Here is a 13868-nt window from a genome sequence, read left to right on the forward strand (position 1 = left end):
TGCCGCCAAGATCCGTTTTTGGAACCAAACCAGAACATGTGGGGCACGGTGTGATGACTTCCCGTCGTTTCAAACAACTGGCGCTGGCGGCCGCAATGGCCCTGACGCTGCCGCTGGTGCAGGCGCAGGATCCCGCGGCCGGCCCTGCCGACCCGCAGCGCTGGCAACTCAACATGGGGCCGGGCGTGACGCCGACCTCGCAGGCGGCCTATGACGCCCACATGGTGGTGCTGTGGGTCTGCGTGGTGATCGGCGTGCTGGTGTTCGGCGCGATGGCCGTCGCGATTTTCAAGTTCCGCAAATCCAAGGGTGCGGTGGCGGACACCAGCTTCACCCACAGCACCAAGCTGGAGGTGGTGTGGACCGCCATCCCGGTGCTGATCCTGATCGGTCTGGCCTTCCCGGCCACCAGCGGCCTGTTGCGCATGTACGACGTGCGTGATTCGGCGATGACCGTGAAGGTCACCGGCTACCAGTGGATGTGGAAGTACGAGTACCTGGGCGAGGACGTGTCCTTCACCAGCCGCCTGGACCGCCAGCACGACGCGCTGCGCCAGAGCGGCAAGGTGGTGACCGAGAGTGATGCCCCGCACTATCTGCTCAACGTCGACAACATGCTGGTGCTGCCGGTTGGCACCAAGGTCCGCTTCGTGCTGACCGCCGATGACGTCATCCATTCCTGGTGGGTGCCGGCGCTGGGCTGGAAGCAGGATGCGGTGCCCGGCATCGTCAACGAGGCCTGGGCCAAGATCGACAAGCCCGGCATCTACCGCGGCCAGTGCGCGGAGCTGTGCGGCAAGGACCACGGGTTCATGCCGATCGTGGTGAAGGCGGTCAGCCAGCAGGAGTTCGCGCAGTGGCTGGCGGCCGAGAAGGCCAAGCAGGCGCCGGCCAGCCCCGCGGCCCCGGCCGCCGCGCCGCCTGCGCCCGCGGCCCCTGCGGCGACCGCCGCCGCCACGCCGTCCGCCCCGCCTGCCGCCGTCGCGCAGGCCGGTTGATCCACGCACCGCATCCGCCAGAAGGTCACGCCATGTCCGCCACCCATCCCGACGCCGTCGGCCACCACGACGCCCATGGCCATCACGAGCAGGGCTTCATCGAGCGCTGGTTCTTCTCGACCAACCACAAGGACATCGGCACGCTGTACCTGGTGTTCGCCTTCATCATGGCGATCGTGGGCGCCGCGCTGTCGGTCGGCATCCGCGCCGAACTGGCCACCCCGGGCCTGCAGTTCGTCAAGCCCGAGGTCTTCAACCAGCTCACCACCATGCACGCGCTGGTGATGATCTTCGGCGCGATCATGCCGGCTTTTGTCGGCCTGGCGAACTGGATGATCCCCTTGCAGATCGGGGCGCCCGACATGGCGCTGCCGCGCATGAACAACTGGTCCTTCTGGATCATGCCGTTCGCGTTCACCCTGCTGCTGCTGACCTTCTTCCTGCCGGGCGGTGCGCTGGCCGGTGGCTGGACGCTGTATCCGCCCCTGTCGCTGCAGGGCGGGGCCAACCTGGCGTTCGGCATTTTTGCCATCCACATGATGGGCATCAGCTCGATCATGGGCGCGATCAACATCATCGCCACCATCCTCAACATGCGCGCGCCGGGGATGGATCTGTTGAAGATGCCGATCTTCTGCTGGACCTGGCTGATCACCGCGTTCCTGCTGATCGCGGTGATGCCGGTGCTGGCCGGCGCGGTGACCATGCTGCTGACCGACCGCTTCTTCGCCACCAGCTTCTTCAACGCGGCCGGCGGCGGTGATCCGGTGATGTACCAGCACATCTTCTGGTTCTTCGGCCACCCGGAGGTCTACATCATGATCCTGCCCGCCTTCGGCGTGGTCAGCGAGATCATCCCGACCTTCAGCCGCAAGCCGCTGTTCGGCTACCAGGCCATGGTGTACGCCACCGCCGCGATCGCGTTCCTGTCGTTCATCGTGTGGGCGCACCACATGTTCGCGGTCGGCATGCCGCTGGGCGGTGAGATGTACTTCATGTTCGCCACCATGCTGATCTCGATCCCGACCGGCGTGAAGGTGTTCAACTGGGTCAGTACCATGTGGCGCGGCTCGCTGACGTTCGAGGCGCCCATGCTGTGGGCGATCGCCTTCGTGGTGCTGTTCACCATCGGTGGCTTCTCCGGCCTGATGCTGGCCATCGTGCCGGCCGACTTCCAGTACCACGACACCTACTTCGTGGTCGCCCACTTCCACTACGTGCTGGTGACCGGCGCGCTGTTTGCCATCATCGCCGCCATCTACTACTGGTGGCCCAAGTGGACCGGCCGCATGTACAACGAGACGCTGGCCAAGATCCATTTCTGGTGGACCATCGTGTTCGTCAACCTGCTGTTCTTCCCGCAGCACTTCCTGGGCCTGGCCGGCATGCCGCGCCGCATCCCGGATTACAACGTGGTCTTCGCCGACTGGAACCTGGTCAGCTCGATCGGTGCGTTCGGCATGTTCCTGACCCCGTTCATGATGGCCTTCGTGCTGTGGCACTCGAAGAAGCACGGTGCCAAGGCCGGGGCCCGCGCCTGGGAAGGCGCGCGTGGCCTGGAGTGGACGGTGCCGTCGCCGGCCCCGCATCACACCTTCGAGCGTCCCCCGGTCATCAAGGACGGCGATCTGGCCCACGGCGACGTCACCCACTGAGACATCACCCGGAGCCGCCTGATGCAGCCCTTGCCGCCCGCAGGTAACACCCCATCCGTCCAGGCGCGCCGCCAGCGTGCCCAACGCACCGCGCTGCTGTTTGCTGGCATCGCGCTGGCGGTGTACCTGGGCTTCATCCTGTCGCAGGTGGTGGGCCGGTGAGTACGGCGGGCGTCCGTTCGCTGGGAGTCTGGAAGCTGGCCGGCGTCGCGCTGGGTGCTTTCGCTTTCGCCTTCTCGCTGGTGCCGCTGTATCGCATCGCCTGCGAGAAGGTTTTCGGCGTGCGCCTGGAGCAGGGGCCCGCATCGGCAGGTGCCATCCAGGCGGCCAACCCGGATGCGCGCTGGGTCACGGTGCAGTTCGATGGCGGCGTGAACTCGAAGTTGCCATGGAAGTTCGCCCCCGAGCAGCGTTCGATGCAAGTGCAGGTGGGGCGTCAGTACCAAGCGCTGTATTTCGCACGCAACACCGCCGACCGCCCGATCGTCGGCAATGCGGTGCCTTCGGTGGCACCGGCGCGGGCGTCTGGCTATTTCAACAAGACCGAATGCTTCTGCTTCACCGCGCAGACGCTGGGGCCCGGCGAGTCGCGCGACATGCCGGTGCGCTTCATCGTCGATCCGGCGCTGCCTGCCGAGGTGAAGACCATCACCCTGTCGTACACCTTCTTCAAGAATGACACCCTGACCACTGCGCTGGCTACCGCGCAGGGCCACGCGGGCGCACTTCGTGCCGCGCCCTGAACCTCCGCCACGACCCAACCGGAAAACCGCCATGGCCAATGCACACGCCGCCGCCGGCAGCCACGACCAGGACATCTACTTCGTTCCGCACAGCAGCAAATGGCCGCTGTTCGCCTCGGTCGCCCTGTTCACGACCATGGTCGGCTTCGCCAGCTGGCTGAACGAAGCCGCCTGGGGCCGTACGGTCTTCTTCATCGGCATCGCCGGGCTGCTGGCGATCCTGTTCAAGTGGTTCGGCGACGTGATCCGCGAATCGCTGGCGGGCTACTACAACAAGCACGTCGATGTGTCGTTCCGGATGGGCATGGTGTGGTTCATCCTCTCGGAAGTGTTCTTCTTCGCCGCCTTCTTCGGCGCACTCTTCTACGCCCGCCAGTTCGCATTGCCGTGGTTGAACGGCGAAGGCCATGGCGCGATGACCCACGGCCTGCTGTGGCCGGATTTCGCCGGTGGCTGGCCCAGCAACGGCCCGGGCAACATCGGCGGCAGCTACCAGACCGTGCCGGCCTGGGGCCTGCCGCTGCTCAACACCCTGATCCTGCTGTCGTCGGGGGTGACCGTCACCATCGCCCACCACGCCCTGAAGGCCGGCAAGCGGGGCGCACTGCTGCTGTTCCTGGGCTTGACCGTGCTGCTGGGCTGCGTGTTCCTGTACTTCCAGGCGACCGAGTACGCGCATGCCTACACCGAGCTGAATCTGACCCTGGGTTCGGGCATCTACGGCTCGACCTTCTTCATGCTCACAGGCTTCCACGGCGCGCACGTGACCCTGGGCACCATCATGCTGCTGGTCATCTGGCTGCGCTGCGCGAAGGGCCACTTCACCAAGGACAACCACTTCGCCTTCGAGGCGGTGGCCTGGTACTGGCACTTCGTGGACGTGGTCTGGCTGGGTCTGTTCCTGTTCGTCTACGTGCTGTAAACCGGCATCGCAGCAGAAATGACAAAGGCCGGCATTGCCGGCCTTTGTTTCTGGGGCGATCCGAGGGCCTCAGCCCGGATTGCGGCCGATCCCGTGCGGCGTGATCCAACCCATGTAGATGGCCAGTATGACGAACAGGATCAGGCCAACGCTGAGAGCGATGCGCCAGGTCAGGGAATTCACCGTGCGCTTGGTGGTGCCCCTGTCGGCGAGCATGTAGTACAGGCCAGCGCCCAGGTTCCACAGGATCAGGATCAAGATACCGACGATGAGCAGGGTTTTGAGCGAGTCGCCCATGGGGGTCTCCGATCTGCGGAAGGCTTGTCTGTGGCGGCCATTATTGCAGCACTCCGGGGCCGGGCGATGAGCGCCCGCGCGCTCCGCCTGGGCGGTTGGTGGGTGCTGGCGCTGCTGGTGGCGTCCGGTTTCGCCTTGGCGGGGCGCTGGCAGCTGTCCCGCATGCACGAGAAGGAGGTCATGCTGGCGGCCGCCGGGCGTGCGCTGGACCGGGCGCATCCCCAGCCTCTGCTGCTGGCCTCGGATCCCCGCCGCGCGCAGGCCTACGACTGGTCGGAAGGCACTGGCACGGTGCTCGATGCCACGCTCTGGCTGGACGCCCAGCAGCGCGCCGGCCGGGTCGGCGTGCGCATGTACTGCGTGCTGCTGCCCGACGACGGCGTGCAGGCCCTTCTGGTGGATGCCGGTTGGTGGCCACTGGACGGGCGCCGCGCGCTGCCGGCGGCGGCCTGCGCGGCCGGGGTCGGGCAGGCCGTGCGCGGGCTGCTGGCGCCGCCGCCGGCCACCGGGCTTGCCCACGGCGATGCGCTGACACGCCAGGCCGACGGTCGCTGGCTGGCCCCACGCTTGGACCTGCCAGCAGTGGCCGCTGCCTTCGGCCTGAAGACGGGCATTGCGCCGCGGGTGCTGCGCCTGGATCCGGAACGCCGCACCGGCGATGCCGGCCTGCTGGCGGCCCCCGGTACCCGCGACCTCGATATCCTTCCCAACACCATGACGCCTGAACGGCATCTGGGCTACGCCGTGCAGTGGTTCGGTCTGGCCGTGACCGTACTGGTCGTGGCGGCGGTGCTGACCTTCAGGAAAAAATCCCCATGACCGATCCGGTTCCCGCAGTGACCGTGCGCCGCAACCGCAACGCCCTCATCATCGTCATCGTGCTGTTCTTCGGTGGCATGCTGGTCGCCGGCATTCTCCGTTTCTCCGGCTGGCGCCCGCACGGCATGCAGAATAAGGGCGAGATGCTGCAGCCGTACGGCGACTTGCGCGGCTATACGCCGACGCTGTTGGATGGCACGCCCTACGCTTGGAAAGACAGCCCGCGCACCTGGCGTATCGTGGCGATGCCCGAGGGGTGTGACGGCACCCGTCGCGCCGCGTGCGCCCGCCTCCTGCAGGACCTGGACAAGGTCTGGCGCCTGATGGGGCGTAATGCGGACCGCGTGCACGTGCTGTGGGCCGGTGCCCCGCCGGTGGACGTGGCGCCGCTGCGCGAAGTGCGCCTGGTGCGCGTGGACGATGGCCTGCGCGCGGGCCTGCCGCGCGCTCAGGCCACCCCTGCGGGCGACCCGGTCTGGCTGGTGGACCCGAACGGGTTCGTGGTGCTGCGCTACGCACCCGGCGCGGACCCCGGCGATCTGCGCACCGATCTTGCCCGTCTTCTGAGGATCAACTGACACAATGAACGCGCTACCTCCGACGCAGCCCGCCGTCCTGTACCGCCATTTCCATCGCATCGCCTGGCTGGCGGTGGCGCTGGCTGCCTGCGTGATCGTGTTCGGCGCGTTCGTGCGCCTCTCCAACGCGGGCCTGAGCTGCCCGGACTGGCCGACCTGCTACGGCAAGGCGACCTGGCCGACCGCGGCCGAGCAAGTGGCCGACCACGCCGCCGTCGCCATCCGCCCGGTGGTGCCGGAGCGCGCCTGGCGCGAGCAGTTCCACCGCATCATCGCCGGCCTGCTGGGTGTGCTGGTGTTCTCGCTGGCGCTGCTGGCGACCCGCCGCCGGCCGCAAGGCTGGCTGCATGTTCTTGCTGCGGCCGCAGCGGTGGCCGTGGCGATCCCGCTGTACATGCGCGGCCAGCATGGCGTCGCCTCCGGGCTTGCGGTGCTGGGCGAGCTGCTGCTGCTGGCAGGCGTGCTGCGCTGGTCGAACGTGGACCTGGCGCGCGCCAGCACGCTGACGCTGGCGGTGATCATCTTCCAGGCCCTGCTGGGGATGTGGACGGTCACCTGGCTGCTGAAGCCGATCGTGGTGATGGGCCACCTGCTGGGCGGTCTGACCACGTTTTCGCTGCTGACGTGGATTGCCTGGCGTGCCACCGGCAGGCCGCTGGTCAGCGGCGACGCCCGCCCGCTGCGACGCTGGCTGCTGGTGGGGCTGGTTCTGCTGGCGGTACAGATCGCGTTGGGTGGCTGGACCTCGGCCAACTACGCGGCACTGGCCTGCGGCACCGATTTTCCGAAGTGCGCGGGCGCGTGGTGGCCCGCCCACGACTTCGCCGAAGGCTTCGTGCTGTGGCGCGGGATCGGCGTCGATTACGAAGGGGGCGTGCTGGACAACGCGGCGCGCGTCGCCATCCAGCTGGCGCACCGGCTGATGGCGGTGGTCGTGGTGGCCTACCTGCTGGTGCTGGCGGCGCGCCTGCTGCGCATGCCGGGCCTGCGCGGCTGGGGCACCACGCTGGGCCTGCTGGTCTGCACGCAGTTCGCCCTCGGCGTCGCCAACGTGGTGCTGTCGCTGCCGCTGAAGGTCGCCGTGCTGCACAACGCCGGCGCCACCGCGCTGCTGTTCGTGCTGGTCACCCTGCTGGCGCGCCTGCGCCAGCCGGAAGCCTGAGCATGGCCGGCGTGCCCTGGAGGCAGTACTGGGCGGTAACCAAGCCACGCATCGTGGCGCTGATCGTGTTCACCGCGATCATCGGCATGCTGCTGGCGATCCGGCCGGGCGAGGCGTGGCCGTGGGCGCGCCTGCTGGCCGGCAGCATCGGCATCTGGATGGCCGCGGCCAGCGCCGCGGCGATCAACCATCTGCTGGATTCGCGCATCGACAAGCTGATGGCGCGCACGGCCGAGCGTCCGCTGGCGACCGGCGCGCTGCGGCCGGGGCAGGTGCTTGGCTTCGCCCTGTTGCTGGGCGTGCTGTCGATGGCGATTCTGGTGCTGTGGGTGAACTGGATCTGCGCGGTGCTGACCTTCGCCGGGCTGATCGGCTACGCGATCATCTACACCGGCTTCCTCAAGCGCGCCACGCCCCAGAACATCGTGATTGGCGGGTTGGCCGGCGCGGTGCCGCCGCTGCTGGGCTGGGCCGCGGTCACCGGCATGCAGCGCGAGTGGGACTGGGCGCATGCGCTGCTGCTGGTCCTGATCATCTTCGTGTGGACGCCGCCGCACTTCTGGGCGCTGGCGATTTTCCGCCGCGAGGACTACTCGCGCGCGCTGGTGCCGATGCTGCCGGTGACCCACGGCGTGACCTACACGCGCTGGCAGATCCTGCTGTACACCATCCTGCTGGTGGTGGTGACGGTGCTGCCGTGGGCGACGCACATGAGCGGGGTGTTCTATCTTGCCGGCGCGCTGGTGCTGGGTGGCGTGTTCCTCTGGTATGCCTGGAAGCTGCTGGACCCGCCCGATGAGTTCTTCGCGATGCGCACGTTCAAATACTCCATCGTGTACCTGATGGCGCTGTTCGCCTTCCTGCTGGTGGACCACTGGTTGATGCCGCTGCTGGACGCGGCGCCGGCGCTGGAGTTTGCGCCCGCCGCGTGAGCGACCTGTTCGCCAACCAGGCGCAGCGCACGCCGCTGGGCGCACAGGCCTGCGTGCTGCACGGTTTCGCGCTGCCGGTGGCGCAGGTGCTGCTGGATGCGATCGCTGCGATTGCCGCCGCCGCGCCGTTCCGGCACCTGGTCACGCCGGGCGGGCACGTGATGCAGGTGGCGATGACCAATTGCGGCACCTTCGGCTGGTACAGCGACCGCCGTGGCTACCGCTACGAGCGGTGCGACCCCGCCACCGGCCAGCCATGGCCGCCGCTGCCGGAAGCATTCCTGCAGCTGGCGCGCGAGGCCGCGGCGGAGGCGGGGTTCGCCGGCTACGTGCCGGACGCCTGCCTGGTCAACCGCTATGCGTCGGGCACGCGGATGTCGCTGCACCAGGACCGCGACGAGGATGATCGCGTCGCGCCTATCGTGTCGGTCTCGCTGGGCCTGCCGGCCACTTTCCTGTTTGGTGGCCACGCCCGCAGCGACCGCGCGGTGCGCGTGCCGCTGGCACACGGCGACGTGGTCGTGTGGGGCGGCGTTGATCGCCTGCGCTTCCACGGCGTGATGCCGGTACCGCCGGGGCGCGATCCGCGCACCGGGGAGGCAAGGCTCAACCTGACCTTCCGCAAGGTCCGCTAGCTGCCGCAAGAACCGGGAGGCCACCGCTGGCCGGGGCGATTACAGTGGTGCCATGGACGCCGACACGACCGTTACCTCTGCCCGCGATGCCGCCCGCGTGGCCGCCGCCTGCCGCCGCATCGAGCAGGCCGAAACCCCGCCCTCGCTGGCGGCGCTGGCGCGCGAGGCCGGGCTCAGTCCCCATCATTTCCACCGCGTCTTCAAGGCGGTCACCGGGCTCACCCCCAAGGCCTACGCCCAGGCGCAGCGCGGAAAAGCTTTGCGCGAGGCGCTGGCCCGGCCGGGCGCAAAGGTGGTGGATGCAGCGTTTGATGCGGGGTTCAATGCCGCCAGCCGCTTCTACGACAGCGCCGAAACGCTGTTGGGCATGACGCCGGCCCAGTACCGCGATGGGGGCGCACGGGCGCGGATCGCCTTCGCCATCGCGGCGTGTTCGCTGGGTGCGCTGCTGGTCGCGCGCAGCCAGCGCGGCCTGTGCGCGATCGCGCTGGGTGACGATCCCGACGTGCTGCTGCGCGAACTGCAGGACCGCTTCCCGCGGGCGGAGCTGGTAGGCGGGGATGCTGCGTTCGAGCAGTTGGTGGCACAGGTGGTGGGGCTCATCGAGGCGCCGCGTCTCGGGCTGGACCTGCCGCTGGACATCCGCGGTACGGCCTTCCAGCAGCGGGTATGGGACGCACTGCGCAAGGTGCCGGCGGGCCAGACGGTCAGCTACGCCGAGATCGCCGCCCGCATCGGCAGCCCGCGGGCCGTGCGCGCGGTGGCGCAGGCCTGCGCGGCCAACGTGCTGGCGGTGGCGATTCCCTGCCACCGCGTCGTGCGCAGCGACGGCGGCGTGTCCGGCTACCGCTGGGGTGTTGCGCGCAAGCAGGCGCTGCTGGAACGCGAGCGCGGGGGCGGCTGAGCGTCAGCGGCGCAGCATCGCCTGCAGCAATTCGCGCAGTTCCTGCTTGTCGGTTTCGTCCAGTCTGCCTTCTCGCTGCAACTGCTGCAGCTCCTCGATGCGCTGCTGCTGAACCTGTTTTTCCAGTTGGCCGATGGCGTCGACAAACTCGGCGCGCAGATATTTTTCTTCCCCGGGCAGATCCAGCACCGCCAGTTTCTGCAGCGCCGGCAGTTCGTCGCGGCCCTCGAAGTGCTCGAGCAGGGCACCGGTCGTCAGGTCGGGGCGTTCACGCACCAGCAGCACGAGTTCCGACAGGAGGTCGATCCCAGGCTGGCGCAGCGCGGCGAAGCGGTAGGGCGGCTGCAGCTCCAGCGCGAAGCCGGGACGGTGCAGCAGGTGGGTGATCGCCGTCCGGATCAGGCTGGGCTTCTGCCCTGGCTGGCCGCGCAGCGATGCGCCGGCACGCTGCGCGGGCACGTGGGCCTGCGGCGGGCTGGTGCGGGCGCCGACGCCGGTCAGTTCGGTCAGGCGCTGGCGCATCAGGTCGCCGAACGCGCCGTCGGGGATCTGCGCCAGCAGCGGCTTGCAGCGCTCGGCCAGGCGGGCCTTGCCGTCCAGGCTGGCCAGGTTCACGTCGGCCGACAGCGAGGCATAGAAGAATTCGGACAGCGGCGTGGCGTCGCGCAGGCGCGCGTCGAACCCGGCCAAGCCTTCCTTGCGGATCAGTGAATCCGGGTCTTCGCTGTCGGGCAGGAACAGGAAGAACGCCTGCCGGCCATCCTTCATCCGCGGCAGCACCGATTCCAGCGCCTTCCATGCGGCGCTGCGGCCGGCGCGGTCGCCGTCGAAGCAGAAATACACGTCCGGCGCGTTGCGGAACAGCAGCTCGGCGTGGTCCGGCGTCGTGGCGGTGCCCAGCGTGGCGACCGCCTGCGACACGCCGTACTGCGCCAGCGCCACCACGTCCATATAGCCCTCGACCACGATCAGCCGCTCGAGCCTCTGGTTGGCCTGCTTTGCCTGCCACAGGCCGTACAGCTCCCGGCCTTTGTGGAACAGCGCGGTCTCCGGCGAGTTGAGATACTTCGGTGAATCCTCGGGGTCGATGACGCGGCCACCGAAGGCAATGGTGCGCCCGCGGCGGTCGTGGATGGGGAACATCAGGCGGTCGCGGAACTTGTCGTAGACGTGGCCCTTGTCGTTCTTCGAGAACAGCCCGCCGCGCTCCAGCAGCTGCAGCCGTTGCGGATCGGTGCCCAGCGCGTCGCGCAGCCCCGAGAAACCGTCCGGCGCGTAGCCAATGGCGAAGCGTTCGACGATGTCCGGCGTGATGCCGCGCTTCTCCACATAGGCGCGCGCCTTGTCGCTGCGGGCCAGCTGGGTACGGAAGAAAGTGCTGGCCGCTTCCATCGCGCCGTACAGGTCGCGGGTCTCGGGATTGGCGTTGCGCTGGGCGGTATCGCGCGGCACCTCCAGGCCGACGCGCCGGGCCAGTTCCTCGACGGCATCGAGGAATTCCAGACGGTCGTACTGCATCAGGAAGCTGATCGCGGTGCCGTGCGCGCCGCAGCCGAAGCAGTGGTAGAACTGCTTGGTGGGCGACACCGTGAAGCTGGCGCTGCGCTCGTCGTGGAAGGGGCAGCGCGCCGCGTATTCCTTGCCCTGGCGTTTCAGCGGCACCCGCGCGCCGACCACTTCGACGATGTCGGAGCGGGCGAGCAATTCGTCGATGAAGGCGTCGGGGATGCGGGCCATTGCGCTAGCCGTCGGCCTGGCTCAGAGCTCGTCGCGGGCGGCCAGCGCGTGCAGCGCCGCGCCCTCCAGCCGCTGCACGGTCCAGTCGTCCATGGCCACCGCGCCGAGGCGGCGGTAGAAGCCGATGGCGGGGGCGTTCCAGTCCAGCACACTCCATTCGAAGCGGCCGCAGTCACGCTGCACGGCGATGCGCGCCAGCGCGGCCATCAGGTGCCTGCCGAGGCCGACGCCGCGCGCGGCCGGGCGCACGAACAGGTCCTCGAGATACAGCCCGCGCTTGCCGAGGAATGTGCTGAAGGTGTGGAAGAACAGGGCGAAGCCAGCCGGTTCGCCGTCCACTTCGCCGATCAGCACCTCGGCGGCCGGGCGCTGGCCGAACAGCTGCGTGCGCAGATCATCGTCGGTGGCGACTGCGGCATGCGCCAGTTTTTCGTAGTCGGCCAGTTCGGCGATGAGCTGGCGGATCAGCGGGACGTCGGCGGCCGTGGCGGGCCGGATCGACAGCACGGGGGCGGTGGATGCCATGGGTATCCTCGCAGGGCGCCGGGACGGACATCATCCCCGATCCGCCGACGGGCCGCCGGCGGGTGTGGGGATGGGACGGCTCAGCCGAGCTTCTGCTTCACCAGCTTCGACACCAGGCCCATGTCGGCCTGGCCGGCCAGCGCGGGCTTCAGCACGCCCATCAGCTTGCCCATGTCGGCGGCGGAGGCTGCGCCGGTGGCGGCAATGGCCTTGTCGATCTCCGCCAGGATGGCGGCTTCGTCCAGCTTGGCGGGCAGGTAGGTCTCGATCACGCCCATCTCGTAGCGCTCCACCGCGGCGAGGTCTTCGCGGGCGGCGGCTTCGTACTGGGCGATCGAGTCCTTGCGCTGCTTGACCATCTTTTCCAGCACGGCCAGCACCAGCGCGTCGGTCATCTCCACGCGCTCATCGACTTCCTTCTGCTTGATGGCGGCGTTGATCAGGCGGATGACGGCCAGGCGATCCTTCTCGCCGGCCTTCATCGCGGCCTTCATGTCGTCGGTCAGCTGTTGCTTCAGGCTCATGGCGTGCTCCGGGCAGGGGGGCGGTCATCGGGAATCAGGGCGCAGAAATGCGAAAAGCCGGCCACGCTTGCGCGTGCCGGCTTCCGCAGCCAACCACCGCGCTCAGTACAGGCGCTGGCGCTTGGTGACGTCGCGCGAGGCGCGGCGCGCCTGGCGCTTCACCGCCGCGGCGGCCTTGCGCTTGCGCTCCTGGGTCGGCTTCTCGTAGAACTCGCGCTTGCGGGTTTCGGCCAGCACGCCGGCCTTCTCGCAGGTGCGCTTGAAGCGGCGCAGGGCAAACTCGAACGGTTCGTTTTCGCGGACTTTGACGCTGGGCATCGGGGAATCTCGTGACTGGAGAGTTCGCCCGGTCAAGGTGGGCGAGCCGCGCATGATAGCAGCGGGCCAGGTTTGGGCGCAAGATACCCGGATGAACGTCCTTGGTATCGAATCCTCCTGCGATGAAACCGGGGTGGCGGTCTACGACACCGCCATCGGCGGCTTTGCCGGCCTGCGCGCCCATGCGGTCTACAGCCAGATCGCCCTGCACGCCGAGTATGGCGGGGTGGTGCCGGAGCTGGCCAGCCGCGACCACGTCCGCAAGCTGCTGCCGCTGATTCGCCAGACCCTGGCCGAGGCCGGCTTGTCCACTGCCGATATCGATGGCGTGGCCTACACCGCCGGTCCCGGGCTGGTCGGCGCGCTGCTGGTGGGGGCAGGCGTGGCGCGGTCGCTGGCCTGGGCGCTGGATGTCCCCGCCATCGGCGTGCACCACATGGAAGGGCACCTGCTGGCGCCGCTGATCGAAGACGATCCCCCCCGACCGCCGTTTGTGGCGCTGCTGGTGTCCGGCGGCCACACCCAACTGGTGGCGGTGGATGCCATCGGCCGCTACCGGCTGCTGGGCGAAACCCTGGACGACGCCGCCGGTGAGGCCTTCGACAAGACCGCCAAGCTGATGGGCCTGCCATATCCGGGCGGCCCGCAGTTGGCCGCGCTGGCGGAGCAAGGTGTGTCTGGCCGGTTCAGGTTCTCGCGGCCGATGACCGACCGCCCCGGGCTGGACTTCTCCTTCAGCGGGCTGAAGACGCAGGTGCTGCTGGCGTGGCAGGGCAGCGACCAGTCGGAGCAGACCCGGGCCGACATCGCCCGCGGCTTCGAAGACGCGGTGGTGGACACGTTGGCGATCAAGTGCGGCCGCGCCCTGGAGGCGACCGGCTGCGACACGCTGGTCGTCGCCGGCGGCGTGGGTGCCAACCGGCGCCTGCGCGCCAAGCTGATGGAACTGTGCGCCGCGCGTGGTGGCCGCGCCTGCTTCCCGCGTCCGGCGCTGTGCACCGACAACGGCGCGATGATCGCCTTCGCCGGCGCGCTGCGTCTGGCCGCCGGCCAGCACGACGATGCCGCGATCCGCGCGGTGCCACGTTGGGACATGGCGACGCTGGCCCCCGTCTGAAC

Annotated in this window: 17 protein-coding genes; 12 read left to right on the forward strand and 5 right to left on the reverse strand. The window is 68.8% G+C overall.

Going from position 1 to position 13868, the window contains the following annotated elements; all coding sequences use genetic code 11:
• Window positions 1-53: 53 nt before the first annotated feature.
• Genes coxB through ACK4SG_RS09990 form a run of 5 tightly spaced genes read left to right on the forward strand, consistent with a single transcriptional unit; the run spans window position 54 to window position 4318 of the window.
• Window positions 54-998 carry a cytochrome c oxidase subunit II gene (coxB, locus tag ACK4SG_RS09970; RefSeq protein WP_409601599.1) on the forward strand — a complete coding sequence of 315 codons (945 nt, stop codon included), beginning with the start codon at window positions 54-56 and terminating at the stop codon, window positions 996-998.
• Between the two features lie 32 nt (window positions 999-1030).
• Window positions 1031-2653, forward strand: coding sequence for a cytochrome c oxidase subunit I (ctaD, locus tag ACK4SG_RS09975; protein WP_409601600.1), 1623 nt, complete (start codon window positions 1031-1033; stop codon window positions 2651-2653).
• Window positions 2654-2674: 21 nt separating this feature from the next.
• Window positions 2675-2815 (forward strand): hypothetical protein, encoded by a 141-nt coding sequence (locus ACK4SG_RS09980; RefSeq protein WP_409601601.1) that lies wholly within the window; start codon window positions 2675-2677, stop codon window positions 2813-2815.
• Window positions 2812-3396 carry a cytochrome c oxidase assembly protein gene (locus tag ACK4SG_RS09985; protein ID WP_409601602.1) on the forward strand — a complete coding sequence of 195 codons (585 nt, stop codon included), beginning with the start codon at window positions 2812-2814 and terminating at the stop codon, window positions 3394-3396. The genes ACK4SG_RS09980 and ACK4SG_RS09985 overlap by 4 nt, the downstream gene beginning before the upstream one ends.
• Window positions 3397-3427: 31 nt before the next feature.
• Window positions 3428-4318 (forward strand): cytochrome c oxidase subunit 3, encoded by an 891-nt coding sequence (locus ACK4SG_RS09990; protein ID WP_409601603.1) that lies wholly within the window; start codon window positions 3428-3430, stop codon window positions 4316-4318.
• Window positions 4319-4387: 69 nt separating this feature from the next.
• On the opposite strand, the gene ACK4SG_RS09995 is transcribed toward ACK4SG_RS09990, so the two are convergent.
• Entirely contained in the window at window positions 4388-4615 is a 228-nt protein-coding gene (locus ACK4SG_RS09995; RefSeq protein WP_409601604.1) for a twin transmembrane helix small protein, read from the reverse strand.
• 66 nt (window positions 4616-4681) lie between these two features.
• Here ACK4SG_RS09995 and ACK4SG_RS10000 point away from each other — a divergent pair, with 66 nt between their 5' ends.
• The 6 genes from ACK4SG_RS10000 to ada are packed head-to-tail and all read left to right on the forward strand — an operon-like array spanning window position 4682 to window position 9645.
• Window positions 4682-5434, forward strand: coding sequence for an SURF1 family protein (locus tag ACK4SG_RS10000; RefSeq protein WP_409601605.1), 753 nt, complete (start codon window positions 4682-4684; stop codon window positions 5432-5434).
• Window positions 5431-6012 (forward strand): hypothetical protein, encoded by a 582-nt coding sequence (locus ACK4SG_RS10005; protein ID WP_409601606.1) that lies wholly within the window; start codon window positions 5431-5433, stop codon window positions 6010-6012. The genes ACK4SG_RS10000 and ACK4SG_RS10005 overlap by 4 nt, the downstream gene beginning before the upstream one ends.
• Window positions 6013-6016: 4 nt before the next feature.
• The gene (locus ACK4SG_RS10010; RefSeq protein ID WP_409601607.1) at window positions 6017-7174 is read left to right on the forward strand and encodes a COX15/CtaA family protein; all 1158 of its coding nucleotides are present in this window, start codon (window positions 6017-6019) and stop codon (window positions 7172-7174) included.
• Window positions 7175-7176: 2 nt separating this feature from the next.
• A complete protein-coding gene (gene cyoE, locus ACK4SG_RS10015; protein ID WP_409601608.1) occupies window positions 7177-8106 on the forward strand; it encodes a heme o synthase in 930 nt (309 codons plus the stop codon).
• Entirely contained in the window at window positions 8103-8741 is a 639-nt protein-coding gene (alkB, locus tag ACK4SG_RS10020; protein WP_409601609.1) for a DNA oxidative demethylase AlkB, read from the forward strand. The genes cyoE and alkB overlap by 4 nt, the downstream gene beginning before the upstream one ends.
• A gap of 52 nt (window positions 8742-8793) precedes the next feature.
• Window positions 8794-9645: a bifunctional DNA-binding transcriptional regulator/O6-methylguanine-DNA methyltransferase Ada gene (ada, locus tag ACK4SG_RS10025; protein WP_409601610.1), complete on the forward strand. Its 852-nt coding sequence runs from the start codon at window positions 8794-8796 to the stop codon at window positions 9643-9645.
• A gap of 3 nt (window positions 9646-9648) precedes the next feature.
• Here the strand turns inward: ada and dnaG are convergent, their stop codons facing one another.
• The 4 genes from dnaG to rpsU all read right to left on the reverse strand — a co-directional run bounded on the left by dnaG (window position 9649) and on the right by rpsU (window position 12749).
• The gene (gene dnaG / locus ACK4SG_RS10030; RefSeq protein ID WP_409601611.1) at window positions 9649-11382 is read right to left on the reverse strand and encodes a DNA primase; all 1734 of its coding nucleotides are present in this window, start codon (window positions 11380-11382) and stop codon (window positions 9649-9651) included.
• Between the two features lie 21 nt (window positions 11383-11403).
• On the reverse strand, window positions 11404-11907 hold the full coding sequence (locus ACK4SG_RS10035) for an N-acetyltransferase family protein (RefSeq protein ID WP_409601612.1): 504 nt from the start codon (window positions 11905-11907) through the stop codon (window positions 11404-11406).
• 80 nt (window positions 11908-11987) lie between these two features.
• Window positions 11988-12431, reverse strand: coding sequence for a GatB/YqeY domain-containing protein (locus tag ACK4SG_RS10040; protein WP_409601613.1), 444 nt, complete (start codon window positions 12429-12431; stop codon window positions 11988-11990).
• Window positions 12432-12533: 102 nt separating this feature from the next.
• Window positions 12534-12749, reverse strand: coding sequence for a 30S ribosomal protein S21 (rpsU, locus tag ACK4SG_RS10045; protein ID WP_031371286.1), 216 nt, complete (start codon window positions 12747-12749; stop codon window positions 12534-12536).
• Window positions 12750-12840: 91 nt separating this feature from the next.
• On the opposite strand from rpsU, the gene tsaD reads away from it, so the two are divergent.
• Window positions 12841-13866, forward strand: coding sequence for a tRNA (adenosine(37)-N6)-threonylcarbamoyltransferase complex transferase subunit TsaD (tsaD, locus tag ACK4SG_RS10050; protein WP_409601614.1), 1026 nt, complete (start codon window positions 12841-12843; stop codon window positions 13864-13866).
• Window positions 13867-13868: the final 2 nt, after the last annotated feature.

Source organism: Thermomonas sp., assembly GCF_046293095.1.
GTDB lineage: Bacteria > Pseudomonadota > Gammaproteobacteria > Xanthomonadales > Xanthomonadaceae > Thermomonas.

What these genes read in the sequence shown, in the direction of transcription:
- coxB (WP_409601599.1), top strand. Translation starts at nt 54, where the DNA reads ATGACTTCCCGTCGTTTCAAACAACTGGCGCTGGCGGCCGCAATGGCC.
- ctaD (WP_409601600.1), top strand. Translation starts at nt 1,031, where the DNA reads ATGTCCGCCACCCATCCCGACGCCGTCGGCCACCACGACGCCCATGGC.
- ACK4SG_RS09980 (WP_409601601.1), top strand. Translation starts at nt 2,675, where the DNA reads ATGCAGCCCTTGCCGCCCGCAGGTAACACCCCATCCGTCCAGGCGCGC.
- ACK4SG_RS09990 (WP_409601603.1), top strand. Translation starts at nt 3,428, where the DNA reads ATGGCCAATGCACACGCCGCCGCCGGCAGCCACGACCAGGACATCTAC.
- ACK4SG_RS09995 (WP_409601604.1), bottom strand. Translation starts at nt 4,615, where the DNA reads ATGGGCGACTCGCTCAAAACCCTGCTCATCGTCGGTATCTTGATCCTG.
- ACK4SG_RS10000 (WP_409601605.1), top strand. Translation starts at nt 4,682, where the DNA reads ATGAGCGCCCGCGCGCTCCGCCTGGGCGGTTGGTGGGTGCTGGCGCTG.
- ACK4SG_RS10005 (WP_409601606.1), top strand. Translation starts at nt 5,431, where the DNA reads ATGACCGATCCGGTTCCCGCAGTGACCGTGCGCCGCAACCGCAACGCC.
- ACK4SG_RS10010 (WP_409601607.1), top strand. Translation starts at nt 6,017, where the DNA reads ATGAACGCGCTACCTCCGACGCAGCCCGCCGTCCTGTACCGCCATTTC.
- cyoE (WP_409601608.1), top strand. Translation starts at nt 7,177, where the DNA reads ATGGCCGGCGTGCCCTGGAGGCAGTACTGGGCGGTAACCAAGCCACGC.
- ada (WP_409601610.1), top strand. Translation starts at nt 8,794, where the DNA reads ATGGACGCCGACACGACCGTTACCTCTGCCCGCGATGCCGCCCGCGTG.
- dnaG (WP_409601611.1), bottom strand. Translation starts at nt 11,382, where the DNA reads ATGGCCCGCATCCCCGACGCCTTCATCGACGAATTGCTCGCCCGCTCC.
- ACK4SG_RS10035 (WP_409601612.1), bottom strand. Translation starts at nt 11,907, where the DNA reads ATGGCATCCACCGCCCCCGTGCTGTCGATCCGGCCCGCCACGGCCGCC.
- ACK4SG_RS10040 (WP_409601613.1), bottom strand. Translation starts at nt 12,431, where the DNA reads ATGAGCCTGAAGCAACAGCTGACCGACGACATGAAGGCCGCGATGAAG.
- rpsU (WP_031371286.1), bottom strand. Translation starts at nt 12,749, where the DNA reads ATGCCCAGCGTCAAAGTCCGCGAAAACGAACCGTTCGAGTTTGCCCTG.
- tsaD (WP_409601614.1), top strand. Translation starts at nt 12,841, where the DNA reads ATGAACGTCCTTGGTATCGAATCCTCCTGCGATGAAACCGGGGTGGCG.